Annotated in this window: 27 protein-coding genes, 1 pseudogene and 1 riboswitch; of the genes and pseudogenes, 8 read left to right on the top strand and 20 right to left on the bottom strand. The window is 61.1% G+C overall.

The features are described 5' to 3' along the window. Positions 1-4: 4 nt before the first annotated feature. From ACTJK9_RS12600 to cobO, 6 genes are read right to left on the bottom strand one after another with little or no spacing between them, the layout of a single operon-like run. Positions 5-1,507 carry a cobyric acid synthase gene (locus tag ACTJK9_RS12600; protein WP_221399056.1) on the bottom strand — a complete coding sequence of 501 codons (1,503 nt, stop codon included), beginning with the start codon at positions 1,505-1,507 and terminating at the stop codon, positions 5-7. Further along, complete coding sequence (cobD, locus tag ACTJK9_RS12605) at positions 1,504-2,514, bottom strand: threonine-phosphate decarboxylase CobD (RefSeq protein ID WP_221399055.1); 1,011 nt, start codon at positions 2,512-2,514, stop codon at positions 1,504-1,506. The genes ACTJK9_RS12600 and cobD overlap by 4 nt, the downstream gene beginning before the upstream one ends. Beyond that, complete coding sequence (gene cbiB / locus ACTJK9_RS12610) at positions 2,507-3,415, bottom strand: adenosylcobinamide-phosphate synthase CbiB (RefSeq protein WP_440814134.1); 909 nt, start codon at positions 3,413-3,415, stop codon at positions 2,507-2,509. The genes cobD and cbiB overlap by 8 nt, the downstream gene beginning before the upstream one ends. Then, positions 3,412-4,062: a 5,6-dimethylbenzimidazole synthase gene (gene bluB, locus ACTJK9_RS12615; RefSeq protein ID WP_440814136.1), complete on the bottom strand. Its 651-nt coding sequence runs from the start codon at positions 4,060-4,062 to the stop codon at positions 3,412-3,414. Before bluB ends, cbiB begins: the two co-directional genes overlap by 4 nt. Next, entirely contained in the window at positions 4,059-5,354 is a 1,296-nt protein-coding gene (locus ACTJK9_RS12620; RefSeq protein WP_440814138.1) for a cobyrinate a,c-diamide synthase, read from the bottom strand. Before ACTJK9_RS12620 ends, bluB begins: the two co-directional genes overlap by 4 nt. Beyond that, positions 5,351-5,962, bottom strand: a complete 612-nt coding sequence (gene cobO / locus ACTJK9_RS12625) for a cob(I)yrinic acid a,c-diamide adenosyltransferase (RefSeq protein ID WP_007950401.1) — start codon at positions 5,960-5,962, stop codon at positions 5,351-5,353. Before cobO ends, ACTJK9_RS12620 begins: the two co-directional genes overlap by 4 nt. Positions 5,963-6,043: 81 nt before the next feature. Then, positions 6,044-6,269, bottom strand: a riboswitch (cobalamin riboswitch). A 166-nt stretch (positions 6,270-6,435) separates the two neighbouring features. Here cobO and ACTJK9_RS12630 point away from each other — a divergent pair. After that, on the top strand, positions 6,436-7,020 hold the full coding sequence (locus ACTJK9_RS12630) for a hypothetical protein (RefSeq protein ID WP_039769816.1): 585 nt from the start codon (positions 6,436-6,438) through the stop codon (positions 7,018-7,020). Between the two features lie 65 nt (positions 7,021-7,085). Next, positions 7,086-8,399: a PQQ-dependent sugar dehydrogenase gene (locus ACTJK9_RS12635; protein ID WP_085611489.1), complete on the top strand. Its 1,314-nt coding sequence runs from the start codon at positions 7,086-7,088 to the stop codon at positions 8,397-8,399. A 63-nt stretch (positions 8,400-8,462) separates the two neighbouring features. Here ACTJK9_RS12635 and ACTJK9_RS12640 read toward each other — a convergent pair whose 3' ends face one another. The 5 genes from ACTJK9_RS12640 to ACTJK9_RS12660 all read right to left on the bottom strand — a co-directional run bounded on the left by ACTJK9_RS12640 (position 8,463) and on the right by ACTJK9_RS12660 (position 13,136). Next, a complete protein-coding gene (locus ACTJK9_RS12640) occupies positions 8,463-8,999 on the bottom strand; it encodes a C40 family peptidase (protein WP_039769812.1) in 537 nt (178 codons plus the stop codon). A gap of 219 nt (positions 9,000-9,218) precedes the next feature. Next, entirely contained in the window at positions 9,219-9,839 is a 621-nt protein-coding gene (locus ACTJK9_RS12645) for a C40 family peptidase (RefSeq protein ID WP_039769810.1), read from the bottom strand. A 214-nt stretch (positions 9,840-10,053) separates the two neighbouring features. Further along, positions 10,054-10,758: a DnaA regulatory inactivator Hda gene (gene hda, locus ACTJK9_RS12650; RefSeq protein WP_007950396.1), complete on the bottom strand. Its 705-nt coding sequence runs from the start codon at positions 10,756-10,758 to the stop codon at positions 10,054-10,056. A gap of 210 nt (positions 10,759-10,968) precedes the next feature. After that, a complete protein-coding gene (locus ACTJK9_RS12655; protein WP_039769808.1) occupies positions 10,969-12,042 on the bottom strand; it encodes an AI-2E family transporter in 1,074 nt (357 codons plus the stop codon). A gap of 35 nt (positions 12,043-12,077) precedes the next feature. Further along, complete coding sequence (locus ACTJK9_RS12660) at positions 12,078-13,136, bottom strand: DUF2066 domain-containing protein (RefSeq protein WP_440814144.1); 1,059 nt, start codon at positions 13,134-13,136, stop codon at positions 12,078-12,080. Positions 13,137-13,511: 375 nt separating this feature from the next. Here ACTJK9_RS12660 and purM point away from each other — a divergent pair, with 375 nt between their 5' ends. The 3 genes from purM to ACTJK9_RS12675 are packed head-to-tail and all read left to right on the top strand — an operon-like array spanning position 13,512 to position 15,942. Further along, a complete protein-coding gene (gene purM / locus ACTJK9_RS12665) occupies positions 13,512-14,570 on the top strand; it encodes a phosphoribosylformylglycinamidine cyclo-ligase (RefSeq protein WP_007950393.1) in 1,059 nt (352 codons plus the stop codon). Then, the gene (purN, locus tag ACTJK9_RS12670; protein ID WP_085611491.1) at positions 14,570-15,220 is read left to right on the top strand and encodes a phosphoribosylglycinamide formyltransferase; all 651 of its coding nucleotides are present in this window, start codon (positions 14,570-14,572) and stop codon (positions 15,218-15,220) included. Before purM ends, purN begins: the two co-directional genes overlap by 1 nt. A gap of 8 nt (positions 15,221-15,228) precedes the next feature. Further along, on the top strand, positions 15,229-15,942 hold the full coding sequence (locus ACTJK9_RS12675) for a DUF3108 domain-containing protein (protein WP_007950391.1): 714 nt from the start codon (positions 15,229-15,231) through the stop codon (positions 15,940-15,942). A 53-nt stretch (positions 15,943-15,995) separates the two neighbouring features. Here ACTJK9_RS12675 and ACTJK9_RS12680 read toward each other — a convergent pair whose 3' ends face one another. The 3 genes and pseudogenes from ACTJK9_RS12680 to ACTJK9_RS12690 all read right to left on the bottom strand — a co-directional run bounded on the left by ACTJK9_RS12680 (position 15,996) and on the right by ACTJK9_RS12690 (position 18,807). Then, complete coding sequence (locus ACTJK9_RS12680) at positions 15,996-17,039, bottom strand: methyl-accepting chemotaxis protein (RefSeq protein ID WP_440814304.1); 1,044 nt, start codon at positions 17,037-17,039, stop codon at positions 15,996-15,998. 54 nt (positions 17,040-17,093) lie between these two features. Then, positions 17,094-17,621, bottom strand: a pseudogene (locus ACTJK9_RS12685) (MCP four helix bundle domain-containing protein); the annotation flags it as partial. Between the two features lie 130 nt (positions 17,622-17,751). After that, the gene (locus ACTJK9_RS12690) at positions 17,752-18,807 is read right to left on the bottom strand and encodes an amidohydrolase family protein (protein WP_440814147.1); all 1,056 of its coding nucleotides are present in this window, start codon (positions 18,805-18,807) and stop codon (positions 17,752-17,754) included. 129 nt (positions 18,808-18,936) lie between these two features. Here ACTJK9_RS12690 and ACTJK9_RS12695 point away from each other — a divergent pair, with 129 nt between their 5' ends. Together ACTJK9_RS12695 and ACTJK9_RS12700 are read left to right on the top strand one after the other, a co-directional pair. Further along, positions 18,937-19,353 (top strand): OsmC family protein, encoded by a 417-nt coding sequence (locus tag ACTJK9_RS12695; RefSeq protein ID WP_007959010.1) that lies wholly within the window; start codon positions 18,937-18,939, stop codon positions 19,351-19,353. Between the two features lie 61 nt (positions 19,354-19,414). Further along, positions 19,415-20,305 (top strand): pirin family protein, encoded by an 891-nt coding sequence (locus ACTJK9_RS12700; RefSeq protein ID WP_440814150.1) that lies wholly within the window; start codon positions 19,415-19,417, stop codon positions 20,303-20,305. Between the two features lie 42 nt (positions 20,306-20,347). Here ACTJK9_RS12700 and ACTJK9_RS12705 read toward each other — a convergent pair whose 3' ends face one another. The 4 genes from ACTJK9_RS12705 to ACTJK9_RS12720 form a co-directional block, all read right to left on the bottom strand. After that, a complete protein-coding gene (locus tag ACTJK9_RS12705; protein ID WP_064594496.1) occupies positions 20,348-21,076 on the bottom strand; it encodes a dienelactone hydrolase family protein in 729 nt (242 codons plus the stop codon). Positions 21,077-21,144: 68 nt separating this feature from the next. Next, positions 21,145-23,049, bottom strand: coding sequence for a molecular chaperone HtpG (gene htpG, locus ACTJK9_RS12710; RefSeq protein ID WP_440814153.1), 1,905 nt, complete (start codon positions 23,047-23,049; stop codon positions 21,145-21,147). A gap of 81 nt (positions 23,050-23,130) precedes the next feature. Continuing rightward, complete coding sequence (locus tag ACTJK9_RS12715) at positions 23,131-23,583, bottom strand: PaaI family thioesterase (RefSeq protein ID WP_085611495.1); 453 nt, start codon at positions 23,581-23,583, stop codon at positions 23,131-23,133. Next, the gene (locus ACTJK9_RS12720) at positions 23,580-24,056 is read right to left on the bottom strand and encodes a PaaI family thioesterase (RefSeq protein WP_440814155.1); all 477 of its coding nucleotides are present in this window, start codon (positions 24,054-24,056) and stop codon (positions 23,580-23,582) included. The genes ACTJK9_RS12715 and ACTJK9_RS12720 overlap by 4 nt, the downstream gene beginning before the upstream one ends. A 158-nt stretch (positions 24,057-24,214) precedes the next feature. Between ACTJK9_RS12720 and ACTJK9_RS12725 the strand changes: the two genes are divergently transcribed. Next, entirely contained in the window at positions 24,215-24,451 is a 237-nt protein-coding gene (locus ACTJK9_RS12725) for a hypothetical protein (RefSeq protein WP_007959016.1), read from the top strand. A gap of 77 nt (positions 24,452-24,528) precedes the next feature. Here the strand turns inward: ACTJK9_RS12725 and ACTJK9_RS12730 are convergent, their stop codons facing one another. Together ACTJK9_RS12730 and ACTJK9_RS12735 are read right to left on the bottom strand one after the other, a co-directional pair. Further along, positions 24,529-24,930 (bottom strand): MAPEG family protein, encoded by a 402-nt coding sequence (locus ACTJK9_RS12730; RefSeq protein ID WP_064594489.1) that lies wholly within the window; start codon positions 24,928-24,930, stop codon positions 24,529-24,531. Further along, positions 24,930-25,667, bottom strand: coding sequence for a DUF599 domain-containing protein (locus tag ACTJK9_RS12735; RefSeq protein WP_011333121.1), 738 nt, complete (start codon positions 25,665-25,667; stop codon positions 24,930-24,932). Before ACTJK9_RS12735 ends, ACTJK9_RS12730 begins: the two co-directional genes overlap by 1 nt. Positions 25,668-25,789 lie beyond the last annotated feature (122 nt).

Raw genomic sequence — 25,789 nt, forward strand, 5'->3', positions numbered from 1 at the left:
CACCTCAACACCCTGTGGGAGCGGGCTTGCCCGCGAAGAGGCCATCACATCCGGCCTGGATACCACAGAGTTCACACAACAGATCGGTATCCAGATGCTTCTCCACCAGATCCGCCAGCCGCTCGATATCGCGTTCGCGCAAGCCGTGGTAATCCACCTCCTGCACATCGTTCAGGCCGGCCCAGCGCAACAGCGCGGCACTGGCCGCCGGCGACTCGAACAGCCCATGCAGGTAGGTGCCGAAAATCTGCCCGTCGAGACTTTGCGCGCCGTCGCAGCGGCCGTCGTCCAGATGCACGGCAGCATTTTCCAGCGCCGCTCCCGTGGTCACGCCGGCATGAATTTCATAACCGCTGACCTCGGCATCTTCCAGCGCCAGACGCCCGTGCACATTGCGCAGCTGCTTCTCGGCTTCGAGCTGCGTTTCGAACGCCAGCAACCCCAGACCAGCGCTGGAACCCGGCGCACCTTCAAGGCCCAGCGGATCGTGCACCTGCTCGCCGAGCATTTGCAGACCGCCGCAGATCCCGAGCAATTTCCCGCCGTAACGCAGGTGACGGCGGATGGCCGATTCCCAACCATTGGCGCGCAGATACGCCAAGTCACTGCGCACGCTTTTCGAGCCCGGAAGAACGATCAGGTCGGCCGGCGGTATCGCTTGCCCCGGGCCGATGAATTGCAGATCAACCTGCGGATGCAGACGCAGCGGATCGAAATCGGTGTGGTTGCTGATGCGCGGCAGCACCGGCACCACCACTTTCAGGACTTGCTCCGCCTTGTCGGTCTGACGCTGGTCGATGCCGTCCTCGGCTTCCAGATGCAGATCCATCACGTATGGCAGCACGCCCACCACCGGTTTGCCGGTGCGCTGTTCCAGCCAGTCGAGGCCCGGTTGCAGCAAGGCGATATCGCCGCGAAAACGGTTGATGATGAAACCTTTGACCCGTGCCTGTTCGCTCGGCGACAGCAGTTCCAACGTGCCCACCAGATGGGCGAAGACGCCGCCACGATTGATGTCGGCGATCAGCAACACCGGGCAATCCACCGCTTCGGCGAAGCCCATGTTGGCGATGTCACCGGCGCGCAGATTGATCTCGGCCGGCGAGCCCGCGCCTTCGACCATCACCAGCGGATAGGCGGCACTCAAACGTTCGTGGGAAGCAAGCACGGCCTGCATGGCGATGGCTTTGTAGTCGTGATAGGCGACGGCGTTCATGCTGGTGACCGCACGACCGTGGATGATGACCTGGGCGCCGGTGTCGCTGTTGGGCTTGAGCAGCACCGGGTTCATGTCGGTGTGCGGCTCGAGAAACGCCGCCTGGGCCTGCACCGCTTGCGCGCGGCCGATCTCGCCGCCGTCGGCAGTCACCGCGCTGTTGAGCGCCATGTTCTGCGGCTTGAACGGCACCACGGCAACGCCCTGACGGGTGGCCCAGCGGCAGAGCGCCGTCACCAGCGTGCTTTTGCCGGCGTCGGAGGTGGTGCCCTGCACCATTAAAGTGGTCATGCTGGTTTGTTTTCCATAGAGCGTTGCAGGGCGAATGCTTGCAGGGCTTGCTCAAGGCGCGCCTCGTCGGCGGCATCGGCGGGTAGCCCGAAACGCAGGCTGCTGTTGTGCGCGAAGAGTCGCAGGAGAATGCCGCGTCGGGCCATGAATTCGTGCAACGCGGAGGCCTGTTCGGTGATCAGCCACTGAAACAGTGCGCAGCCGCCCTGCGGTTTGAAACCGGAACGTTCGAGCAGCGCAGCCAATCGTTCGCTGGCCTCGTCGCTGCGGATGCGCTGACGCGTGTGGCCTTCCGTGTCGCGCAGACAGGCCTGGCCGAGCACGCGGGTCGGCCCGCTGACCGCCCACGGCCCGACCTGTTCGGCCAGCAACCGGAGCAACTTGCGCTCGGCCAGCACGAACCCCAGCCGCACACCGGCCAGACCGAAAAACTTGCCGAACGAGCGCAACACGATCAACCCCACTTGATGCGCATGCGGGGCGAGACTCAGCTGCGGCGTGTTGTCCATGAACGCTTCATCGACCACCAGCCAGCCGCCGCGCTGGGCCAGCCGTGCGTGCCAGTCGAGTAGGCGCGCCGGGGTCAGGTTCAGGCCCGTTGGGTTGTTCGGATTGACCACCACCAGCACGTCGAGGCTGTCGAGAAAGAAATCGACTTCCTGCTCCAGCACCTCACGCACGATATAGCCGCTGCGCCGCCAGGCTTCAGCATGCTCGGCATAACACGGCGACAGCACGCCGACCTTGCCGGCCCGACGCAATCGCGGCAACAACTGAATGGCCATCTGCGAACCGGCCACCGGCAGCACCTGGCTGGTACCGTAGTAATCGCAGGCGGCCTGCTCCAGACCGTCATCGTTTTCCGGCAAGCGTGCCCAGGCCCGCAGCGGAATATCCGGGACCGGAAACGGCCACGGCGCAAGCCCCGTGGACAGGTCGAGCCAGTCTTCTTCCGCGATGCCGTATCCGAGCGCCGCCCTGCGCAACCGGCCACCGTGCTCAAGCATAGAATTCAGCCCCCACGCAGAGAATCAGCAGCCATAACCATACCCCGCGCTGGACCAATTGCCAGCCGCGACCAATGGAATCGGCATCCGCCGGCACGCCCTCGCCCAGTTGCGGACGCTCGTGCAGCTCGCCGTGGTAAATCGCCGGACCACCCAGTTCGACGCCCAAGGCACCCGCGCCGGCGGCCATCACCGGGCCGGCGTTCGGGCTGTCCCATTTCGGCGCCTGGGTGCGCCAGCATTTCAGCGCCAGTCGGGTTTTGCCGAGCAGCGCGTAGGTCAACGCCACCAGCCGCGCAGGAATGTAGTTGAGGACGTCGTCGATTTTTGCCGCCGCCCAGCCGAACCGCTCGAAACGTTCGTTGCGATAGCCCCACATCGCGTCGAGCGTATTGCTCAAACGGTAGAGCACCACGCCCGGCGCACCGGCCACGGCAAACCAGAACAGCGCCGCGAACACCGCATCGCTACCGTTCTCCAGCACCGATTCAGTAGCAGCGCGGGCGACAGCGGTGCTGTCCAGCTCATCGGTCTGGCGGCTGACCAGATACCCCACACGCTTGCGCGCCTCTTGCAGATCATCGGCACGCAAGGCCTTGGCCACCGGCTCGACGTGCTCACCCAGGCTGCGCATGCCGAGGGCGCAATACAGCGCAAGAATCTCGACGATCCAGCCCACATACGGCGCCCAGGAAAACGCGGTGGCCAGCAGGGTCAGCGGCAACACCGCGATCACCCACGCGGTGACGCCATGGCTGCGCCAACCACGACCAGCGCTATTGAAACGTTGCTCGATGCGCCCGGCGAAATTGCCGAACGCCACCAGCGGATGCCAGCGTTTCGGTTCACCCAGCAGCGCATCCAGCGCAACTGCGGCGACACTCAACAACGCCACACTCATTGACTCACTCCCCAAAAATTTTCATACAGCAGCTCATTCAGCGGACGCGCCTGCGCCCACCCTTCGAGTACCAGCATCGGCGCCGGATAGAATGCCTTGACCGGCCCCAGGCAAAGCACCGCCAGCGGTTTGGCCCCGGCCGGCAGTTTCAGCAGATCGGCCAGCGCCTGCGGTTCGAACAGCGACACCCAGCCCATGCCCAGGCCTTCGGCACGCGCGGCGAGCCACAGGTTCTGGATCGCGCAGGACAATGAGGCCATGTCCATTTCCGGCATTGTGCGACGACCAAAGATGTGTTTTTCGCGATCGTCCATCAACGCGGCGACCAGCACTTCGGCGCAATCGTTGATGCCTTCGACCTTGAGCTTCATGAACTCGTCACTGCGTTCGCCGAGGGCTTCGGCGGTGCGTACGCGTTCTTCTTCAACAAGGTTCTGGATCTGGCCACGTAGCGCGCGGTCGCTGATACGGATGAAGCGCCACGGCTGCATCAGGCCGACGCTCGGTGCCTGGTGTGCGGCTTCAAGCAATCGTCGCAACACGTCAGGCTCGACCATACCGCCGCTGAAGTGGCGCATGTCGCGGCGTTCAGCGATGGCGCGGTAGACCGCTTCGCGCTCGGCGTCAGTGAAGGCGTTGTCGCTCATGGCACCAACAGCGCGGCAATCGCCGACGGATTTGACGGGAAATAGAAGTGAACGTACGAGGCAGTCATCCGCCCTTCCCTGTAAACCGCTTCCGCGCCGCGCCCGCCGTTGGGGCTGTGGCCACGGGCAATCGGCGTCAGTTCGGTGGTGGTCAGAGAATGGTGATAGGTGTGGCCGCGCAACAGGCCTTCCGGCAGGTCGACCTCTTGCAAGGCCAGCGCAGCGAGGCGCTTTTGCATCACGGCATCGCCATTCAACAGACCGACCAAATCAGCGCGGGTGCCTTCGACATCGGTCAGCGAGTCGAGCAAGTACAGCATGCCACCGCACTCGGCGAGCAACGGTTTGCCGGCAGCGTGGTGAGCGCGGATCGCTTTGAGCATGTCAGTGTTCTGCGACAAGGCAACGTGGTGCAATTCCGGATAACCGCCAGGCAGGTACAAGCTGTCGGCTTCAGGCAATTGCGCATCGCGGATCGGCGAGAAGAAACTCAACTCGGCGCCCATCGCCCGCAACAGATCGAGACTGGCGCCGTAGGTGAAAGCGAAGGCTTCGTCGCGGGCGACGGCAATTCGCACGCCTTCGAGCAGTTTTTCTGTCTCAACGATTGCTGGCGCGGCGAATTCCACGGCCGGTGGCAGCGCTGCCTCGCAAGTGCCGGCCAGCGCTTGGGCGGCGGCGTCGAGGCGCACGTCGAGGTCATTCAGTTCGCTGGCCTGCACCAGGCCGAGATGGCGGCTTGGCAGTTCGATCCCGGTTTCCCGGGACAACGCGCCGTACCAGCGCAGGCCTTCGGTGAGGCTGCCTTCGAGCAACTGCGCATGGCGCACGGTGCCGACACGATTGGCCAGCACGCCGGCGAACGGCAGATCCGGCTGATAGCGCGCCAGGCCCAAGGCCAGTGCGCCGAACGTTTGGGCCATGGCCGTGCCGTCGATCACGCCGAGCACCGGTACGCCGAAATGCCGCGCCAGGTCGGCGCTCGACGGCGTGCCATCGAACAGGCCCATCACGCCTTCGATCAGGATCAGATCGGCTTCGGCAGCGGCTTCCCACAACAGACGTCGACTTTCCTGCTCGCCGACCATCCACATGTCCAGTTGATAGACCGGTGCACCGCTGGCGCGTTCGAGGATCATCGGGTCGAGAAAGTCCGGGCCGCACTTGAATACGCGGACCTTGCGCCCCTGATTGCGATGCAGACGGGCCAGCGCGGCGGTGACGGTGGTCTTGCCCTGGCCGGAAGCCGGCGCGGCGATCAGTACCGCCGGGCAGTGACGTGGTTGATTCAAAGTTCGACGCCTTTCTGCGCTTTGATGCCGGCCTGGAAGGCGTGCTTGATCATGCCCATTTCGGTGACGGTGTCGCCCATCTCGATCATTTCCGGCTTGGCGGCGCGGCCAGTGACGATCACGTGCTGCATCGGCGGACGGGCCTGCAGATCGCTGAGTACCTGGTCCAGATCGAGGTAACCGTGCTTGAGGGCAATGTTCAGTTCATCGAGCACCACCAGACCGATCGACGGATCGCGCAGCAGCTCGCGGGAGACTTCCCAGGCCGCTTCGGCGGCGGCGATGTCGCGCTGACGGTCCTGGGTTTCCCAGGTGAAGCCCTCGCCCATCACATGAAAACGCACTTGCTCGGGGAAGCGGCGGAAGAACAGCTCTTCACCGGTGCTGTTGCGGCCCTTGATGAACTGCACCACGCCGCACTGCATGCCGTGGCCCATGGCGCGGGCGAGCATGCCGAATGCCGAGCTGCTTTTGCCTTTGCCATTGCCGGTCAGCACCAGCACCAGGCCGCATTCGTCTGGCGAATTGGCGATGCGCTCATCGATCACGGCTTTTTTGCGCTGCATGCGCGCCAGGTGGCGCTCGTCGCGTTCGGGGGAATCAGTCATGGGGGAGCTCTCCGTTGAGGCTGGATAACGGCGGGCAGGCACAAGAATAGACGGCAACAAGCCTGGCATCGCCCACCGTGATGCCGCTGGATGGATCAGGCCGGTCTCCGGGCTCATGAGCGGCTGGTGCCTGGCTGCGCGCCTTCCCGCTGTTAAGCAGTGGCATCAGACGCAGCTTTTACTCATTTACCGTTGCGGGGGCAGCGCCGGGATCGTGAGGGTTCTTCGCTCGAAGACCCGCCTCACCGGCTTCCCTGTTTCACTCTGTCGACATGCGCCACAGAGCACCTGAAACAAGCCGCGAAGGTTAGAGGGTTGGGGGTGGAGCGTCAATTGAAGAGGGGCTTGTGCGGCGAATAACTGCCGCCGATCAATTAACTGACGCCAATCTTGTGCCACACTGACATGAGTGATATCAAAGAGCCATGCTCTTTGACTGCAGAGAGCCCATCACAATAACAAGGGAGAACCCCATGCAAGGCATGATCATCAGCAATCCGCGGCTGGAATTCCTGCGCCCGGTGCTGGAACGCTGGTTTGACTGTATCGACCGCTACAACGCCGTGCGCGGCGACAATGACACGCCCTACTGGCACGACGAAAAAGCCAACCTCGGTCTGCTGTCGGCCGCCGCGTGGATGGCTGAACTGGTCACCCTGCGCGACACCGCCACCCGCAAACAAAACGAAGAAGGCGAGCGCAACGCCCGCGCCGATTTGTTTATCGCTGGCGCCGAGGATCGCGCCTTCATTCAGGCGACCCAACGCTGGCCGCGCGTCACCAGCCTGAATCTGACCCAGGCCCTGGCGGATATCACCAGCGACGCCAAGCGCATCAGCTACGCCAGCGACCTGAAACTCGGCTGCCTATTCGTCGCCCCGCAAAAAGCCCAACACAGCGCCAGCCCGGAAGAATTGCAGGACATGGTCGACGACCTGCAAAAGGAACACACCTGCGCCGTCGCCTGGTATTTCCCCTACGCCTACCGCAAATTGCGCAGCGAAGCCGGCAACTATCACCCCGGCATTGCCGTGCTGTTCAAGGAGGCCCGCGGCTGAGGGTTGAACCATCGGGCTTGTGCGCTTCTCTATGTTTAGGAATGCATTCATAGGGAAGATCAGCAATGCGCAAGCCCCAGCTCGTTTTCGTCATCATGATCGCCGGAGGGCTCGCCGCCTGTGGTGAATCCTCCAGCCTGCAAGTTACCGACGGCACCGGTCCGTCACCGAAACTGCCCGAACCGAACAAGACGCTGATCCCGACGGTGAACATCGCCCCGGCCATCGGCTGGCCGGCCGGCGCCAAACCGATGGCAGCGACAGGTACGCAGGTGGCGGCGTTTGCCGAAAATCTCGATCACCCACGCTGGCTCTACGTGCTGCCCAATGGCGATGTGCTGGTGGCGGAAACCAACGCCCCACCCAAACCCGACGACGGCAAGGGCATTCGCGGCTGGGTGATGAAGAAAGTCATGGGCCGTGCCGGCGCCGGCGTGCCCAGTCCGAACCGCATCACACTGTTGCGCGATGCCGATCATGATGGCGTGGCCGAAACCCGCACGGTGTTCCTGCAAAACCTCAATTCGCCGTTCGGCATGACCCTGGTCGGCAACGATCTTTACGTCGCCGATACCGATCGCCTGCTGCGCTTTAACTACGAGCCCGGCGCGACCGAAATCAAGAGCCAGCCGATCAAGGTCGTGGATTTGCCGGGCGGCACGCTCAACCATCACTGGACCAAGAACGTCATCGCCAGCAAAGACGGCAGCAAGCTGTACGTCACCGTCGGCTCGAACAGCAACGTCGGTGAAAACGGTCTCGACCAGGAAGAAGGCCGCGCGGCGATCTGGGAAGTGGATCGCGCCACCGGCAACCACCGGATCTTCGCCTCGGGCATCCGCAACCCCAACGGCCTGGCCTGGGAACCGCAAAGCGGTGCGCTGTGGACCGCCGTCAACGAACGCGATGAGATTGGCAGCGATCTGGTGCCGGACTACATCACCTCGGTCAAGGACGGTGGTTTCTATGGCTGGCCGTTCAGCTACTACGGCCAGCACGTTGATGTGCGCGTGGAACCCCAGCGGCCGGACATGGTGGCCAAGGCCATCGCTCCGGACTACGCCGTCGGCCCGCACACCGCATCACTGGGGCTGACCTTCGCCGAGGGCAATCGCTTGCCGGCACAGTTCAAGGAAGGCGCATTCATCGGCCAGCACGGCTCGTGGAACCGCAAGCCGCACAGTGGCTACAAGGTGATCTTTGTGCCGTTTGCTGCTGGCAAACCGAGCGGCACACCGGTTGACGTGCTGACCGGATTCCTCGACAAGGACGAAAACGCGCTGGGTCGCCCGGTCGGCGTGGTGATCGATCAGCAAGGTGGGTTGCTGGTGGCGGATGACGTGGGTAACAAGGTGTGGCGGGTTTCAGCGACCCGTTAGTCTGTTGCAGGTATAAAAAAACCGTGGGAGCCATTCAGCTCCCACGGTTTTTATGTATCTGGATTACGGGTTATGCGCCAGATGCTCCGGCTGCAGAACGCGCTTGGCGCTCAGATAGGCTTTCTGCCAATAGGCTTTCGACAGGCTGTCCAGCTTCACCGTGCCGCCGGTGGCGGGCGCATGAACGAAGCGCCCTTCCCCGACGTAGATCCCCGCATGGCTGACCTGAGAGCCGCCATTGGTGGCGAAGAAGATCAGGTCGCCGGTTTGCAGCCCTTCTTTGCCGACATTCGGCGCCTGCATCACGATCATTTCGCGGGTGGAACGCGGCAGGCTGATGCCGGCGGCATCGCGGTAGACAAAACCAATCAGACCACTGCAATCGAAGCCCGAATCCGGCGTATTGCCGCCCCAGCGATAAGGCGTGCCGACCAGCCCTAGCGCGCGGAACAGCACGTCTTCGGCAGCAGGCGAAAAGGTCTGGGAGGATCCGAACACGATCGGAGCGCGAACCACCGGCGCAGGGGGTGGAGTGCGGCTGGCGCAGGCGCTGAGCAGCGCGGCGAAGAACATCAAGGCAAAGCGGGCCGACATCGTCATATGCAGAACATCCTGATCTGGCTGCGGCTTTGACTGCCGATTCGATAGAAAACAAAACCGCCTGCGTTGGGACGCAGGCGGTTTGCCATCAATATAGATCAGGATTCTAGCGGCTACGCGGCAAACTTCAAGTAAGACTTTAACTTCACCTTGTAAAGTTTAGGTCTATTGCCTCTGAAGGGCCGCTTTGTCGCCACGAGCGTGGCGACAAATGCGTGATTACTTGCGAGCGGTAACCACGGTTGGAGCGTTCGCCAAAGCGCGTTTGGCTTCGATAAAGGTCTTGCTCCAGTAGCTGTCGCCCAGGCTGTCGATGCGAACACCGCCGCTGCGACGAGAGCTGGAATGGATGAACTGGTTGTCGCCCAGGTAGATCCCGGCGTGACTGACACGACCGCGACGACCATTGGTGGCGAAGAACAGCAGGTCGCCCGGCTCGAGGTTGCTGCGCGAAACCAGCGGCGCATCAACGTTGATCATTTCGCGGGTGGAGCGTGGCAGGTTCATGCCGGCCTCTTCACGGAACAGATAGCCGATGAAACCGCTGCAATCGAAACCGGCTTCAGAGGTACCACCGAAACGGTAACGGGTACCGATCAGGGACATGCCGCGTTCGAGGATGCTGTCGGCCAGAACCGGAAGCTGGTAAGGCTTCTTGCCGTTGAAGTCGGCGAGTTCTTTTTCGGTGTCCAGCTCTTCCTGGTAAATAACGGAGGACTGGGCGGTGGCAGAATTTTTAACCTGTTGTTGCTGCTCTTGATTAACAGGTGAATGAGCAGCGCAACCGAACAACAGGGTGACGAGTGCGAGAGGCACGAGGGGTGCGAAGCGCTTTAGCATGGGCACGACCGTGGCTGATAGTTGTAAAGAAGCCGAGACTATGCCCGCTATCAGCCTCATTTGCAAATTCAATCGATCTTTTTGTGACTCCCCGGTTTCTCGTTTACATCTAAGCGCTTAAGCCTATTTGAATCGAGACGCGGCCTGTGAGCCCCACAGGAAAGCGGGTTTTCTGGCGCCTGAAATATGCCGAAACCGGCTGAAAGCCCCGGTTTTACCAGCCCAGGGTTTCTTTCAGGAAGGGAATGGTCAGCTTGCGCTGAGCCTGCAAAGAGGCCTGATCGAGCTGCTCCAGCAGATCGAAAAGCGCGCTCATGCTGCGGGTACCGCGAGTCAAGATAAAATGCCCGACCTCGTCGGTCAGGTGCAGGCCGCGACGGGAAGCACGCAATTGCAGGGCGCGCAATTTGTCTTCGTCGGAGAGCGGACGCATCTGGAAGATCAGCGCCAGGGTCAGGCGCGATTTCAGGTCAGCCAGTTTGATCGGCAATTCACGTGGCGAAGTGGACGCCGCGATCAGCAGACGCCGACCGCTGTCACGCAGACGGTTGAACAGATGAAACATCGCCTCTTCCCAGTCCGCCTTGCCGGCAATCACCTGCAAGTCATCCAGGCAGACCAGTTCGTACTGTTCGAGGTTGTCGAGAATTTCGATGCCGCGATCCATCAACTCGGCCAGCGGCAGGTACACCGCCGGTTCACCCATCTGTTCGAAGCGCAGGCACGCGGCCTGCAACAGATGCGTCCGCCCTACCCCGTGCTTGCCCCACAGATAGATCAGGCTTTCGGTCCAGCCGGCGTCGGCTTCGCATAGACGCTCGACATAGCCGAGTGCAGCGGCATTGGCGCCTGGGTAGTAGTTGATGAAGGTGGCGTCGTCACGCAGACGCACACCTAGGGGCAGCTGAATCGGTTTCATGCTGACTGAACAGTTCCCAAGGAACCGTTAGTGGCCTCTGTGTAAAGTGAGCGAAGTTTATACCCGTGAAGCGGAGCGCACAATGCGACAGACCCCAAGCAAAATCAAAGGTTTGCGTTAACGTGCTGGTTTTATGACAGTTTCTTTGGCGCCATGGCCTGCATGAGACGGGCCAACCCGGCGATCCACCGGGCAGCCCGACCTTCACGATTACAACTCCGGCTCATCCACCCCGCTATAGATGTCGGAATCCTTGTACAGATCGTGGACGTGTCGCACCAGCACCATGATCACCGCCGCCACCGGCAATGCCAGCAGCACACCGGTGAAGCCGAACAGCTCGCCACCGGCCAGAATCGCGAAAATCACCGCCACCGGGTGCAGACCGATCCGGTCCCCCACCAGCAAAGGCGTCAGCACCATGCCTTCCAGTGCCTGACCAACCATGAACACCGCCACGATCCCGATCATCGGATACAGATCGCCACCGAACTGGAACAACCCGGCAATCAGCGCCGCGCCGATGCCGATCACAAATCCCATGTACGGCACAATCGCCGCCAGCCCCGCGATCAGACCGATCAACAGGCCCAGCTCCAGCCCGACAATCATCAGACCGGCCGCATAGATCACGCCCAGCGCCAGCATCACCAGCAACTGCCCGCGCACGAACGCGCCCAGCACTTCATGGCACTCACCCGCCAGCGCCACCACACGCTCTTCGCGATCACGGGGCAACAGGCCACGGATCTTGGCCATCATCACGTCCCAATCACGCAGCAGGTAAAAGCTCACCACCGGGATCAGCACCAGATTCGCCAGCCAGCCGATCAGTGCCAGGCTCGAGGCCGTCGCCTGACTCAGCACCACACCGACGATATCCGTGGTCTGGCCCATGTGTTCGCTGATTGCGGCTTTGACCTTGTCGAACTTCCAGAAGCCGTCCGACAGCCCCAGCTTCGATTGCGCCCATGGCACGGCGGTGTGCTGCAACCAGTCGAGCATTTGCGGCGCCAGTTCATACAGCCGTACTAATTGCTTGGCGAGCATCGGCACCAGCACCAGCAACAACGCAGTGACGATCAGGGTGAACAAGGCGAACACCGCGATCACACCCCAGGTGCGAGACAGCCCCAGGCGTTCCAGACGATCGACGAGCGGATCGAACAGATAGGCGAGCAGCAGCGCCACCAGAAACGGCGTAAGGATCGGATGCAGCAACCAGACAAACGCGCAAAGCAGGAGCACCCCACCGAGCCAGAACCAACGCCGCGTATCGGCCATGTAACACTCCATTGCTTATATATAAGAAAGAAAACCTACCAGCGGAACCGCAAAGACGGCGCCACCGGTGCCGGCGTCGGCGCAACGACTGGTGGCGCCCCGGCGACCGCAGGCTGAGGTGCAGCAACCGGAGCCGGCGCCTCGGCCGGCAGTTCCTGCAACTTCGCCAGCGACAGCTGCGCCCGCAGCTGATCGGCACTACCGTTGACCCGATAAAGGATGCGATCGGCATCGACACTCTGCAGACGCACGCCGAACGGTTCGAGTAACCGCAGCAGCGCTGCGTAGTGCTCCAGATTCATGCCCTGGACTTCCAGGGTCTGCTGGCCGGACGCGCCCGGTTTGGCCACAAAGCGCGGCGCGAGACGCTCGGTGACCGCCAGCATCACCGCATCGGCCACGGCAGCCTGATCCGCGCCCTGCACGCTGCCCGCCTCTTTTTTATCGCCCAGCCACAATTGCCATTTGGCCTGCCATTGCCCGCTTTCTTCGCGAGCATGCACGGCGAGCAGGGCGTCGGCGTTGTAGCGCTCGGAAGCGTTACGCAGCGGCGCCGGGTCGGCACCTTCGAGTGCCGGCGCCGTGGCAACCAATTGCTCGCTCAAGTCCGCCAGCGGCAGGCGCAACGGCAATCCACGGTGCTGGGCGGCGCGGCGCAACGGTGCGGCACTGGCCTGACCGTCGCCCACCAGGCTCGAACCCTCGGTCGAATCGTTCAGCCACCAACTCAGGATCGAGGGCCGGTTGGCACCCCACAGCGCCAGCCCGGCGCGGCGCAACGCCTGCTCGGTGGTTCCCGGGTCGAAATCGACTTTCAGCACTTCCGGCGGCCCGGCATCGAAACCGAACTGACTGATGATCTGCTGCGGATCCTTGCGAACCGGCGCCAGCCCCGGGTTCTGCGGGGCCTTCGGGTCGCCGGTCAGGCGCAGCACCAGCGTATCCAGCGCAGCCTGGGTCGCGCGATCGCGCTCCTCTGGCGACTGGCCAGTGACCGGCTCACGCACCTGATAAAGACCTTTGAGATTTTCGGCCTGGCTCGCCAGGCTGATCAGAGAGAAGCCACCCACTAACAACCATTTACAAAAACGCATGGAGAATTCCCGTCGACAAGAGCGGCTGGAACAGGCCGCGTGTACCGTTGTGGCAAGCCTGTGACCACAGGCCGTCGCAAAACATTCACACGCGGTCGGTAAGTTTTTGCACAGTCCTAACGATAGACGGTTCCTTATACAGGCACCCGTGATGTCGCCCACAGCGTCAATTGCAAAATTTTTCCACCGATATGCCCCTGCCCGTCGGCGTGAGGATGGCCGCTGCCCCTCAAGCCTGATAAAATCGCGCGCCTTCGCAGACCGGCAACAGCCGGGCACCCCGAACTTCGCGTGAGGCAATCGCCCCTGTCGGATTCGGCGCTCCCGCTGAACTCGGTCGTTACCCCTGAATCCCCTCCCCTAAAGGCCTGGATCATGAGCAAGCAACCCTCCCTGAGCTACAAGGACGCCGGTGTAGACATCGACGCCGGTGAAGCATTGGTCGAACGCATCAAGAGCGTCGCCAAGCGCACTGCGCGCCCGGAAGTCATGGGCGGCCTGGGCGGTTTCGGCGCCCTCTGCGAGATCCCGGCCGGTTACAAGCAGCCGGTACTGGTTTCCGGTACTGACGGCGTCGGCACCAAACTGCGCCTGGCGCTGAACCTGAACAAGCACGACAGCATCGGCCAGGACCTGGTCGCCATGTGCGTCAACGATCTGGTGGTGTGCGGCGCCGAGCCGCTGTTCTTCCTCGACTACTACGCCACCGGCAAGTTGAACGTCGACGTGGCCGCCACCGTGGTTACCGGTATCGGTGCAGGCTGCGAACTGGCTGGCTGCTCGCTGGTCGGCGGCGAAACCGCTGAAATGCCTGGCATGTACGAAGGCGAAGACTACGACCTGGCCGGTTTCTGCGTCGGCGTCGTGGAAAAAGCCGAAATCATCGACGGCTCGAAAGTCGCCACCGGTGATGCCCTGATCGCCCTGCCATCGTCCGGCCCGCACTCCAACGGCTACTCGCTGATCCGCAAGATCATCGAAGTGTCCGGTGCCGACATCGAAACCGTACAGCTCGACGGCAAGCCGCTGACCGAACTGCTGATGGCCCCGACCCGCATCTACGTGAAGCCGCTGCTCAAGCTGATCAAGGACACCGGCGCGGTCAAGGCCATGGCCCACATCACCGGTGGTGGCCTGCTGGACAACATCCCGCGCGTTCTGCCAAAAGGCGCTCAGGCCGTGGTTGACGTGGCCAGCTGGAACCGCCCGGCCGTCTTCGACTGGCTGCAAGAGAAAGGCAACGTCGACGAAACCGAAATGCACCGCGTGCTGAACTGCGGCGTGGGCATGGTGATCTGCGTGGCTCAGGAGCACGTTGAAGTTGCCCTGAACACCCTGCGTGACGCCGGCGAGCAGCCTTGGGTCATCGGTCAGATCGCTGTCGCTGCCGAAGGCGCGGCCCAGGTCGAACTGAAGAACCTCAAGGCTCACTGATGCCAAACACCTGTGATGTCGTGGTGCTGCTGTCCGGCACCGGCAGTAACTTGCAGGCCCTGATCGACAGCACGCGGACCGGCGACAGCCCGGTCCGCATCGCTGCGGTGATTTCCAACCGTGCCGACGCCTACGGCCTGCAACGCGCCAGTGACGCGGGTATCGCTACCCGCTCGCTGGATCACAAGGGATTCGAGGGCCGCGAGGCCTTCGATACCGCCCTGATCGAACTGATCGACGAATTCAATCCCAAACTCGTGGTACTGGCCGGCTTCATGCGCATTCTCAGCGCTGACTTCGTCCGTCACTACCAGGGTCGCCTGCTCAACATCCACCCGTCGCTGCTACCCAAATACAAAGGGTTACACACTCATCAGCGCGCGCTGGAGGCCGGCGACGCCGAACACGGCTGCTCCGTGCACTTCGTCACCGAGGAACTCGATGGCGGACCACTGGTCGTACAGGCAGTAATCCCGGTAGAGTTGCACGATTCGCCGCAAAGTCTGGCGCAGCGGGTTCACGCTCAGGAACACCTGATCTACCCGATGGCCGTACGCTGGTTCGCCGAAGGACGGCTGAGCCTCGGCGAGCAAGGTGCTTTACTGGATGGCCAGCCACTGCCGGCCAGCGGTCACTTGATTCGAAACTAGGAGATATTATGCGTCGCGCCCTGCTCTTCGCTTGCGCTCTGCTCGCCCTGCCCTTCGCGCAGGCGGCAGACCTTCAACCGTTCTCCGCCAGCTACACCGCCGACTGGAAACAGCTGCCCATGAGCGGCACCGCCGAGCGCAGCCTGACCAAACAGGCCAACGGCGTCTGGAAGCTCAGCTTCAAGGCTTCGATGATGATTGCCAGCCTGTCCGAGGAAAGCACCCTGACCCTGGACAAGGACACCCTGCTGCCACAGTCCTACCACTTTGAACGCGGTGGTCTGGGCAAGGCGAAAAAGGCTGACCTGGACTTCGACTGGGCCAACAAGCTGGTGACCGGCACCGACCGCGGCGACGCGGTGAAAATCCCGCTCAACCGTGGCATGGTCGACAAATCCACCTATCAACTGGCGCTGCAGCATGACGTGGCCGCCGGCAAGAAAAGCATGAGCTATCAGGTAGTCGATGATGGCGAAGTCGATACCTACGACTTCCGCGTGCTGGGTTCGGAGAAGGTCGAAACCAAGGCCGGTCAGATCGATGCGATCAAGGTCGAGCGTGTCCGCGATCCGACACAAAGCAAGCGCATCACCGTCCTGTGGTTCGCCAAGGACTGGGATTACCTGCTGGTTCGCCTGCAACAGGTCGAAACCGACGGCAAGGAGTACAACATCATGCTCCTCGACGGTACGGTCAACGGCAAGACAGTCAAAGGCAGCTGATTCAACAAAAAGCCCCGCAAACGCGGGGCTTTTTTTCGCCTGTCGAACGCTGATCAGACCGAGAACCTGGCCACCATGCTGTTCAGGTCCACCGCCAGCCGCGACAGCTCCTGACTCGCAGCGCTGGTCTGGTTGGCACCCGCCGACGTCTGCATCGCCAGGTCACGGATGTTCATCAGGTTGCGATCGACCTCACGCGCCACGGCCGCCTGCTCTTCCGACGCACTGGCGATCACCAGGTTGCGCTCGTTGATCAAGGTAAACGCCGAAGCGATTTCCTCCAGCGCAACGCCGGCGGCCTTCGCCAGCTCCAGGGTCGAGCGCGCCCGAATATTGCTCTGCTGCATCGAGCTGACCGCCGAATCGGTGCCCTGCTGGATGCCGCCGATCATCTGCTCGATCTCCTGCGTCGACTGCTGAGTACGATGGGCCAGCGCCCGCACTTCGTCCGCCACCACCGCAAAACCCCGTCCGGCATCTCCCGCCCGTGCGGCCTCGATCGCCGCGTTCAACGCCAGCAGATTGGTCTGTTCGGCAATCGAGCGGATCACATCCAGCACTTTGCTGATGCTGTAGACCTTCTGCGCCAGGTCCTCCACCTGCGTGGCATTGGCGGTGACATCGTCCGCCAGCAGCTCGATGGACGACACGGTCTGCTGCACCTGCTCCCGGCCATGCTGGGCAATACGATCAGACTCACGGGACGCCTCGGAAGTCGCGACGGCATTGCTCGCCACCTCCTCCACGGCGGCGGTCATCTGATTGACCGCCGTGGCCGCCTGTTCGATTTCCTGACTCTGCTGATGCAGCCCCCGCGTCGCGTCTTCGGTGACGCAGCTCAACTCTTCCGAGGCCGAGGCCAGTTGACTGGAGGACTCGGAGATCCGGCGGATAGTGTCTCGCAGGTTGTGCTGCATGCTCTTGAGCGCGTGCAGCAGCCGCGCCGGTTCGTCCTTGCCGGAAATGCTGATATCCCCGGTCAGATCGCCTCCGGCCACCACTTCCGCGACATTGAGCGATTGCGACAGCGGCAGCACGATGCTGCGGGTCAGCAATAACGCCAGCGCGATGGTAATCAGCGCAGTGATGCCGATCATCACCCCGACCCACACCCGCGAGTTGGTGAACACCAGCCGTGCGGCCTCTGTGGCGAGGTTGGCGTTGTGCTTGTTCAATTCGACCAACTCACGCAGGGTCACTGCAATTTCATCCGCCAGCGGGCTCATCTGTCCGTTGAGAATGGCGGCCGCCTCTTCCACTCGTCCCTGAGCAGACAACGTCATCACCTGTGCCTGAAGCTCCAGGTACTTGTGTTCGGCAACCTTGAAGCGGTCGAACAGCGCGCGCTCTGCGGGCAACGCGATCAGGCTGTCGTAACGTTGCTGGGCTTCACTCAGCACACCGCGCAAATCATTGAGCTTGGCCACGTTCTGCTCCAGCGCCTGCGGATCGCGATTGAGCAACAGGCGCATGGTCAGCGCGCGCAGGCGCAGCATGTCCTGGCTCATCTCGCCCACCGCCATCACGCTGGGCAGCCAGTTGTTGTCGACCTCGTCGGATTGCGCACGCATGTTCGACATCTGCAACAGGGCGAACGCCCCAAGGGCAAACACCATCAGCGCCAGCACGCCAAAACCCAGCCCGGCCCGGGGCGCAATATTGAGACTACGGATACTCATTGCTCTGGTTCCTTCCAAAAGCGCTGCATCAACCCTGCAGCTGGTTGTTCTAGAAGGTATCGGCCCTTTTAAAAAATGCGTAAGACCAAAACGCGATATCAAAAGGCCTTGATCCTACGAACCCTCGGCATTAACGATTCAGCGTGGGTTTGCCGGACTTGAGCGCTGTTCGCGGCAATATCGCCAGGAAGTTGTCCCGTGCGACTTTTTTCGCCACGGCTTCCGGCAAGGCGTCGAGAAACGGCTTGAAGCCGTGGATTTCCTTGCCGAGTTTGTTGAATCGCCCGACCACGTCCGAACCGATCATGAACCGATCCGGATAGCGCTCGACCAGTTGCACCCATTCCGCTCGCGGCTGACCCTTTTCGTCCAGCAGATAAGGCGTCAGCAAGCTCCACGACAGATCGATGAACAGGTTCGGGTAATCCTCCAGCATTCGCGTGAGGGTCGGCAGCAGAAAATCCAGCTGCGTCTGATGACGGTGGATTTCGGCACTGGTGCCGGCATGCGCCCAGATGAACCGGGTGTGCGGATGATTACGCAGCGGCTCTTCGATTTCCTTCAGGTACAGCGGATTCTTCTCACGCTTGGAAGTGATGTTGGAATGCAGCATCACCGGCAGATCGTTTTCAGCGGCCAAGTGATAGATGCGGGTCATGGCTTCGTTGTTGGCGCGTGGCGTGTCGCCGGAGGTGAGTGCGGTGAGATCGTCGTGACGGGTGAAGACCTCGCCGATGCCCTGCCACAAGCCGGGATACAGATCGAGCATGCGCTGGATGTGCGCGGCGGAGTTCTTGTCGTTGGGGTTGAAGCCTGAAAGAAACGGGTGAAAGTACTGGCGTTGCTCCGGCGTCAGCTTCTGCACCGCGTCGGCGACGATCACGTCAGTCGCGCTGTACCAGTAGGCATCGGCGTCATCACCGGCGTAATAACGCGGGCGCTTCGGCTCGTCTTCGTGCCATTTCTTCGCCACGGGAATGCCGGAAATCATCACGTGCTCGATGGCATTTTCCTTCATGGCCGTCAGCAATTTCGGCATGCCGGCGGTTTCCTGGAAAAAATCCACGTAATGCAGGTGCGCGTCACTGTAGGTGTATTCCCGGGCACTGGCGGCGCCGGTGAAAACCATCAGGCAGGCAAGGCTCAAACGAAACACGGACACAAGCATTCTCCGGCAGACAGGCATAGCCTAGACCCTCGCCGGGCAACGAGGGTTCACCCGGCAAGAAAGTGGAACGCGCCTGTGTGGGAAATGCTCTATACCTGCAAGGTCTTTTTTGATCGAATCCCTTTTCCTACAGCTTGCGAGGTTCACATGACCGTTACCGTCAATACCGTGTCCGCCGAAGGTTTTCGCCACACCGTTCAGATCGATGAGCATGAGCTGTTTGCAGACGTCCCGACGACTGCTGGCGGCGAAGGCTCGGCTCCGGAGCCGCACGATTACTTCGACGCCGCCCTCGGGGCCTGCAAGGCCCTGACCCTGAAGCTGTACGCGAAGAAAAAGGACATCCCGCTGACCGGCGTCGGCGTTGAGGTCAAACGCGACAACAGCCAGGAACAGAAAGGCAAATACGCCCTGCACGTGACCCTCACCCTCAAGGGCGTGCTCACCGATGCCCAGCGCGAAGAACTGCTGCGCGTCGCCGATCGCTGCCCGATCCACAAGCTGATGACCACCAGCGAAGTCACCATCGAAACCCACGCGCCAGTCGGCTTCGACAGCCAGTAATCACCTCGATGACACCGGCGGGTTATGCTCCACGCATCACCCGCTCAGCCTGGAATGGACCATGGACACCCAACCCCTGATCATCCGCCCGCGCGCCGAAGACGTCGAAGGCCAGCCGATCCTGCGCCCGCTGCCGTCAGCCAAATGCCGCAGCGTCGGGCCTTTTGTGTTTTTCGACCACATGCTCGAAACGGTTTATCCGGCGGGCAAAGGCATGAACATCCGACAGCATCCGCACATCGGTCTGTCGACCCTCACGTATTTGTTCGAAGGACAGATCCAGCACAAGGACAGCCTGGGTTCGGATCAGGTGGTCAGCGCCGGCGATGTCAGCTGGATGACGGCTGGTACGGCGATCGCGCACGTCGAGCGCACGCCCGAACCGCTGTGGGAGCAAAGCTTCAAGATGCACGGCCTGCAAATCTGGCTCGCCTCGCCCAAGGATCACGAACAAGGCCCGGGGCATTACAGCCACCACCCGGCCGCAACCTTGCCGGTCAGCGACAACCTCGGCGTGCAGATCCGCATGATTGCCGGGTCAGGCTTTTGCCTGGAATCACCGGTGCCGGTGCTTTCTCCTACGCTGTATGCCGAATTGAAGATGCAGACTGCGACCACGCTGCTGATCCCGACCGAACATGAAGAGCGGGCGCTGTATGTGTTGAGTGGTGATGTGCAGCTGAATGGCGAGACGGTGGAACCCCATGCGCTGGCGGTATTGCCGGCCGGGGAAGAGATGAGCCTCTTCGCCGAGAGCGACAGCCACGCCGTGTTGTTCGGTGGTGCGCCACTGGACGGGCCACGGCGAATCAACTGGAATTTTGTCGCGAGCGATCCGGCGGCGATCGATGAGGCGCGACGCAAGTGGGCGGCCGGGGACTGGCCGACGGTGCCGGGGGAAGTCGAGCGGATCGAGCTGCCTAAATCGCGCAGCGAACCGACACCGCTGTAAAGCCACACTCCCACGCCAGGCGTGGGAGTGTGTTCAGCCGATTCAGCCCTTGAACACTTCTTCCAGCAAGTCATGCATCGACTTGAACGCCCGCGCTGCGGTCTTCGCGTCGTACATCATCTTGCCCGGCACATTGGCGTGCGGATCGGTGAACGAGTGCACGGCGCCACCGTAGCTCAGCAACTGCCAGTCCACGCCAGCAGCGTTCATCTCGTCCTCGAATGCCGGCAACTGCTCTTTCGGCACCAGTGGGTCCGAAGCACCGTGCAGCACCAGCACCGAGCCCTTGATGTTCTTCGCGTCCGCCGGGTTCGGCGAATCCAGTGTGCCGTGGAACGACACCGCCGCTTTCACCGGGGCACCGGTGCGGGCCAGATCCAGCGCGCAGCAACCGCCGAAGCAGAAGCCGAACACCGCCAGTTTCGAGGTATCGACCACCGCCTCGCCCTGCTTCTGCAATTGCTCGAATGCGGCCTGCATACGCTTGCGCAGCAGCGCACGATCATTCTTCAGCGGCATCATCGCCGCACCAGCCTGATCAGCGTTCTGCGGACGCACGGCCTGGCCATACACGTCAGCGATCAGCACCACATAACCCTTGGCCGCCACCGACTTGGCGATCTCTTCAGCGCCAGCGCTGACACCCATCCAGTTCGGCGCCATCAGCAGACCCGGACGCGCGCCTTTGTGCTCGGCGTCGAAGGCCAGGCGACCTTCATAAGGCTGGCCGTCAATCTGATAGACCACGGAACGTACAGTGACTTGGCTCATTTCTGACTCCAGATTGGTTGAATTCCAGAATGAAAAAACCCGCCGAAGCGGGTTTTTCTACAGCTTGATCAGGCCGACAGCTCGACCAGCAGCTTGTTCAGACGGGTCACGTAAGCGGCCGGGTCTTTCAAGCTGTCGCCCGCCGCCAGGGCGGCCTGGTCGAAGAGGATGTGCGACAGGTCGCTGAAGCGATCTTCGCTGGCCTCGTTGTCGAGCTTCTCGATCAGCGGGTGGCTCGGGTTGAATTCGAAGATCGGCTTCGAATCCGGCACCTTTTGCCCACTGGCTTCAAGGATCTGACGCATTTGCAGACCCAGATCCTGCTCGCCAATCGCCAGAATGGCCGGCGAATCGGTCAGGCGATGGGAAACCCGGACTTCGGCAACGGAATCGCCCAGTGCGGTTTTCAGGCGCTCGACCAGACCTTCTTTCGACTTGGCGACTTCTTCTGCGGCCTTCTTGTCCTCTTCCGAGTCCAGGTTGCCCAGGTCCAGGTCACCGCGTGCGACGTCGACAAAGCTCTTGCCGTCGAACTCGCTCAGGTAGCTCATCAGCCACTCGTCGATGCGGTCGGTCAGCAGCAGCACTTCGATGCCTTTCTTGCGGAAGACTTCCAGGTGCGGGCTGTTCTTGACCTGCGCGTAGGTTTCGCCGGTGAGGTAGTAGATCTTGTCCTGACCGTCCTTGGCGCGCGCCAGGTACTCGGCCAGACCGACGATCTGCTCGCCATCGGTGCCGTTGGTCGATGCGAAACGCAGCAGACCGGCAATTTTTTCCTTGTTGGCGAAATCTTCTGCCGGGCCTTCTTTCATGACCTGACCGAAGTTTTTCCAGAAGCCCTTGTATTGCTCAGGCTCGTTCTTCGCCAGTTTTTCCAGCATGTCCAGCACGCGCTTGGTCAGCGCCGACTTCATCGAGTCGATGATCGGGTCTTTCTGCAGGATTTCCCGCGACACGTTCAGCGACAGGTCGTTGGAGTCGACCACGCCCTTGATGAAGCGCAGGTACAGCGGCAGGAACGACTCGGCCTGATCCATCACGAACACGCGCTGTACGTACAGCTTCAGGCCTTTCGGCGCTTCACGCTGGTACAGATCAAACGGTGCGCGGGCCGGCACGTACAGCAGCGAGCTGTACTCGAGCTTGCCTTCAACCTTGTTGTGACTCCACGACAGCGGGTTTTCGAAGTCGTGAGCGATGTGTTTGTAGAACTCCTGGTATTCCTCGTCCTTCACTTCGGTGCGAGGACGGGTCCACAGGGCGCTGGCGCGGTTGACGGTTTCCCATTCAACTTCAGACTTCTCTTCGCCTTCGGCAGCGGCCACTTCTTTCGGCAGCTCGATCGGCAGCGCGATGTGGTCGGAGTACTTCTTGATGATGTTGCGCAGACGCCAGCCATCGGCAAACTCGTCTTCACCGGATTTCAGGTGCAGGACGATGCGGGTGCCGCGCTCCGGCTTGTCGAGGGTGGCGACTTCGAATTCGCCCTCGCCTTTCGACGACCAGTGCACGCCTTCGCTGGCAGCAGTGCCGGCGCGACGGCTGTACACGTCAACTTTGTCAGCAACGATGAAGGCCGAGTAGAAACCCACGCCGAACTGACCGATCAGGTGCGAATCCTTCTTCTGATCGCCGGACAGGTTTTTCATGAAATCGGCAGTGCCGGATTTGGCGATGGTACCCAGGTGGGTGATCACATCGTCACGGTTCATGCCGATGCCGTTGTCTTCGAGGGTGACGGTCTTGGCGTCCTTGTCGAAGCTCACACGGATTTTCAGTTCAGCGCCATCTTCGAGCAACTCAGGCTTGGCCAGGGCTTCGAAGCGCAATTTGTCGACAGCGTCAGAGGCGTTCGAGATCAATTCGCGAAGGAAGATTTCCTTGTTGGAATACAGCGAATGGATCATGAGGTGCAGCAGTTGCTTCACCTCGGTCTGGAAGCCCAGGGTTTCCTTTTGAGTTTCCACACTCATGGTCATCAAACTCCAATCAGATGGCATTGGCCGCGACCTTACCGGTCGGCGGCGGGTTGTTCTGTGAGTTGGGGGCGTGCTTCAGGATTTCAAGGGCTCATCGATTTTGAAATGCGCGCGGGCAGTGGCGATCGGTTCGCTCTCGGTACTTTGCCAGGCCGTGACCGCGACGTTGGCCACCCGCCGGCCCTGGCGGCAGACCTGACACCGGGCCCAGGTATCGCGAAACTGCCCGGCCCGCAGGTAATCGAGGGAGAAATCGATAATTTTCGGCACACCGGGCGCGCCGGTGAAAATCAGCAGGTGCAGGGCCGCGGACAGCTCCATGAACCCGGCAATCACCCCGCCGTGAATCGCCGGCAATAAAGGGTTACCAATGTTGTCCTTGTTGGCCGGCAGCTTGAACAGCAAGTCATCACCGACCCGCGAACACTCGACGCCGATCAGCCCGGCATAGGGAATCAGCTTCAGGAGCGGCGCGTAGTTACCCGTCTCGTGGGCCTCTTGCAGCTGCTGCTTGAAATCATCGCTCATGGGGTTTCTCCCTTGATCGCGCCACCAAAGCCTTTGGTGCCTTTAAGGCCCTTGCCCATGCGCATGAAGGTGCCGACGACATGGGCAATCGGCTGCTCGGGATCGTCCTGATAGGCAAAGCCGCGAGCGAAGATCACATCGGTGGCGACTCGATAACATTGGGCGAAGCCGTAAACATCTTTATGCGGCTCAGCGGCATGCATGTAGTCGATGCGCAGATCGAGGGTCGGGCAGACTTCGAATTCCGGCAGGACGCACAGGGTCGACATGCCGCACGCGGTATCCATCAGCGACGTGATCGCCCCGCCGTGGATCACGCCGGTCAGCGGATTGCCAACGATTTGCGCACTGTACGGCAGCACCACCGTCAGGCCTTCGCTACTTGCGCCATGCACCTTCAATCCCAGCACCTGACAGTGGCGCAAGGCCGAGAGAAACCGTGTCGCACGCTCAAAAACGGGGTTTTCGGCCATTTGATAATTACTCTTGTTAGTGGCTATTCCCAGTAGTGGAAAGAACAGCAAAAGTTCCATTGCAAAACAAACTTATATATCTGAAAGAAATGAGGAACTTAAGCCGTGGGCCTGAGCTCTTAAGGCCAGTAGTTATTTTCCATAAGGAGAAACACCCCATGCGTAAGACTTTAGCTATTGCCTTGATGTTGACCGCTTCCCTCGGTCTCGCTGCCTGCGATAAAAAATCCGAGGACAAAGCTCAAGATGCCAACCAACATGCTGAACAAGCTCAGCAAGACATGAACAAAGCTCAGGATAAAGTGAACGACGCAGCGAAAGAAAACGCCGAAGCTGCCAAAGCTCAGGCCGAATCGAACGCTGCAGCGCAAGAAGAAGCTGCCAAGAAGCAATAAGCCGCTCTTGATGGCCAAAAAAGAAAACCCGCCAAGTGCGGGTTTTCTTTTGCCTGTGATTTTTTGCCCATGCCGTCTTAGAGCAAAACAGTTCTAAAAGTCGGACTAATCATCAGCAACAATGAACACACTAAGCCGACCAGCCAGACCAGACTGCGCAGCTTGGGAATATCCGCCAGGTAAAACCACAGATAGAAAATCCGTGAGATCACGAAGATGATCGCCAATGTATCGATCAGCCATCCCGCCGTCTGCGTGGTATGCGCCATCAGCACGCCAACGGCGAACAGGATGAACGCTTCGATGCTGTTCTGATGTGCCGCCAGCGCCCGCGCTCCGTAACCGGTGAGTTGCGCCTGTTGCTGACGCGGCAGATGGTTGTTGTAACCGCCCTGCTCTTTCATGGCCTTGCCGACCGGCATACGCGCCACGTAGATCAACAATGCACTGATAAACACACACCAGAACGGAATACTCATCAAGCAGCCTCTTTGTTCGCTTCGGGCAATGGCGCCTCTGTAGGGGTATAGACCATTACATCGAGCACGTCGGAATGAAACTCCCGGCGATACAACACCAGCACCACGCCGGCGCTCATCAACATGAACAGCCACGGGCTGACGAACCACGCCAGCATGCTCATCCCGAAGTAATACGAACGCAGACCGAAGTTGAACTGGTTGGCCGCCATCGAAATCACCCGCGCTGCCCGCGAGGCGAACGCCTTGCGCTCCTGCTCCGAGACTTGCCGCTCACCGATCATCGGGGCCGAGCCGACCAGAATCGCGGCGAAGTTGTACTGGCGCATGCACCAACTGAAGGTGAAGAAGGCATAGACGAACACCAGCGCCAGGCACAGCAACTTGATCTCCGACATGCCCTGCGAAGCCTGTTGCACCATCGGAATGTCCGCCAGCAATGACACCGCGCGCTCGGAAGCGCCGAGCACGGTCAGAATGCCCGCCAGGATAATCAGTGTGCTGGAAGCGAAGAACGAGGCGTTGCGCTCAAGGTTGCCGATCACGCTGGCATCGGCGATGCGGTTGTCGCGCAGCAGCATGCGGCGCATCCAGTCTTCGCGGTACAGGTGCAGCACGCTGGCCAGGCACGCGGTGTCACGGCCCTTCCAGGTGGCATAACGGGTGTAGCCGCCCCAGCAGATGACAAACCAGAGCGCGGCCAGCAGGTGGATCAGGTTGGCTTGGATGAACGACATGCAATTCCCTGTGATGAAGATTTCGGCTCCCCTTCGACGTTAGTCGACGGAAAAAGACACTGCCTGAAGCCCATAAAAAATGCCCCGTATCGATTGATACGGGGCATTTCTGTTTAATCGCT

It is taken from the genome of Pseudomonas sp. 22082, from assembly GCF_052046055.1.
GTDB lineage: Bacteria > Pseudomonadota > Gammaproteobacteria > Pseudomonadales > Pseudomonadaceae > Aquipseudomonas > Aquipseudomonas pharyngis.

Bases quoted from the DNA above. Each gene is read 5' to 3' on its own strand.
- ACTJK9_RS12600 (WP_221399056.1), bottom strand. From the start codon at position 1,507: ATGACCACTTTAATGGTGCAGGGCACCACCTCCGACGCCGGCAAAAGC.
- cobD (WP_221399055.1), bottom strand. From the start codon at position 2,514: ATGCTTGAGCACGGTGGCCGGTTGCGCAGGGCGGCGCTCGGATACGGC.
- cbiB (WP_440814134.1), bottom strand. From the start codon at position 3,415: ATGAGTGTGGCGTTGTTGAGTGTCGCCGCAGTTGCGCTGGATGCGCTG.
- bluB (WP_440814136.1), bottom strand. From the start codon at position 4,062: ATGAGCGACAACGCCTTCACTGACGCCGAGCGCGAAGCGGTCTACCGC.
- cobO (WP_007950401.1), bottom strand. From the start codon at position 5,962: ATGACTGATTCCCCCGAACGCGACGAGCGCCACCTGGCGCGCATGCAG.
- ACTJK9_RS12630 (WP_039769816.1), top strand. From the start codon at position 6,436: ATGCAAGGCATGATCATCAGCAATCCGCGGCTGGAATTCCTGCGCCCG.
- ACTJK9_RS12635 (WP_085611489.1), top strand. From the start codon at position 7,086: ATGCGCAAGCCCCAGCTCGTTTTCGTCATCATGATCGCCGGAGGGCTC.
- ACTJK9_RS12640 (WP_039769812.1), bottom strand. From the start codon at position 8,999: ATGACGATGTCGGCCCGCTTTGCCTTGATGTTCTTCGCCGCGCTGCTC.
- ACTJK9_RS12645 (WP_039769810.1), bottom strand. From the start codon at position 9,839: ATGCTAAAGCGCTTCGCACCCCTCGTGCCTCTCGCACTCGTCACCCTG.
- hda (WP_007950396.1), bottom strand. From the start codon at position 10,758: ATGAAACCGATTCAGCTGCCCCTAGGTGTGCGTCTGCGTGACGACGCC.
- ACTJK9_RS12655 (WP_039769808.1), bottom strand. From the start codon at position 12,042: ATGGCCGATACGCGGCGTTGGTTCTGGCTCGGTGGGGTGCTCCTGCTT.
- ACTJK9_RS12660 (WP_440814144.1), bottom strand. From the start codon at position 13,136: ATGCGTTTTTGTAAATGGTTGTTAGTGGGTGGCTTCTCTCTGATCAGC.
- purM (WP_007950393.1), top strand. From the start codon at position 13,512: ATGAGCAAGCAACCCTCCCTGAGCTACAAGGACGCCGGTGTAGACATC.
- purN (WP_085611491.1), top strand. From the start codon at position 14,570: ATGCCAAACACCTGTGATGTCGTGGTGCTGCTGTCCGGCACCGGCAGT.
- ACTJK9_RS12675 (WP_007950391.1), top strand. From the start codon at position 15,229: ATGCGTCGCGCCCTGCTCTTCGCTTGCGCTCTGCTCGCCCTGCCCTTC.
- ACTJK9_RS12680 (WP_440814304.1), bottom strand. From the start codon at position 17,039: ATGATCGGCATCACTGCGCTGATTACCATCGCGCTGGCGTTATTGCTG.
- ACTJK9_RS12690 (WP_440814147.1), bottom strand. From the start codon at position 18,807: ATGCCTGTCTGCCGGAGAATGCTTGTGTCCGTGTTTCGTTTGAGCCTT.
- ACTJK9_RS12695 (WP_007959010.1), top strand. From the start codon at position 18,937: ATGACCGTTACCGTCAATACCGTGTCCGCCGAAGGTTTTCGCCACACC.
- ACTJK9_RS12700 (WP_440814150.1), top strand. From the start codon at position 19,415: ATGGACACCCAACCCCTGATCATCCGCCCGCGCGCCGAAGACGTCGAA.
- ACTJK9_RS12705 (WP_064594496.1), bottom strand. From the start codon at position 21,076: ATGAGCCAAGTCACTGTACGTTCCGTGGTCTATCAGATTGACGGCCAG.
- htpG (WP_440814153.1), bottom strand. From the start codon at position 23,049: ATGAGTGTGGAAACTCAAAAGGAAACCCTGGGCTTCCAGACCGAGGTG.
- ACTJK9_RS12715 (WP_085611495.1), bottom strand. From the start codon at position 23,583: ATGAGCGATGATTTCAAGCAGCAGCTGCAAGAGGCCCACGAGACGGGT.
- ACTJK9_RS12720 (WP_440814155.1), bottom strand. From the start codon at position 24,056: ATGGCCGAAAACCCCGTTTTTGAGCGTGCGACACGGTTTCTCTCGGCC.
- ACTJK9_RS12725 (WP_007959016.1), top strand. From the start codon at position 24,215: ATGCGTAAGACTTTAGCTATTGCCTTGATGTTGACCGCTTCCCTCGGT.
- ACTJK9_RS12730 (WP_064594489.1), bottom strand. From the start codon at position 24,930: ATGAGTATTCCGTTCTGGTGTGTGTTTATCAGTGCATTGTTGATCTAC.
- ACTJK9_RS12735 (WP_011333121.1), bottom strand. From the start codon at position 25,667: ATGTCGTTCATCCAAGCCAACCTGATCCACCTGCTGGCCGCGCTCTGG.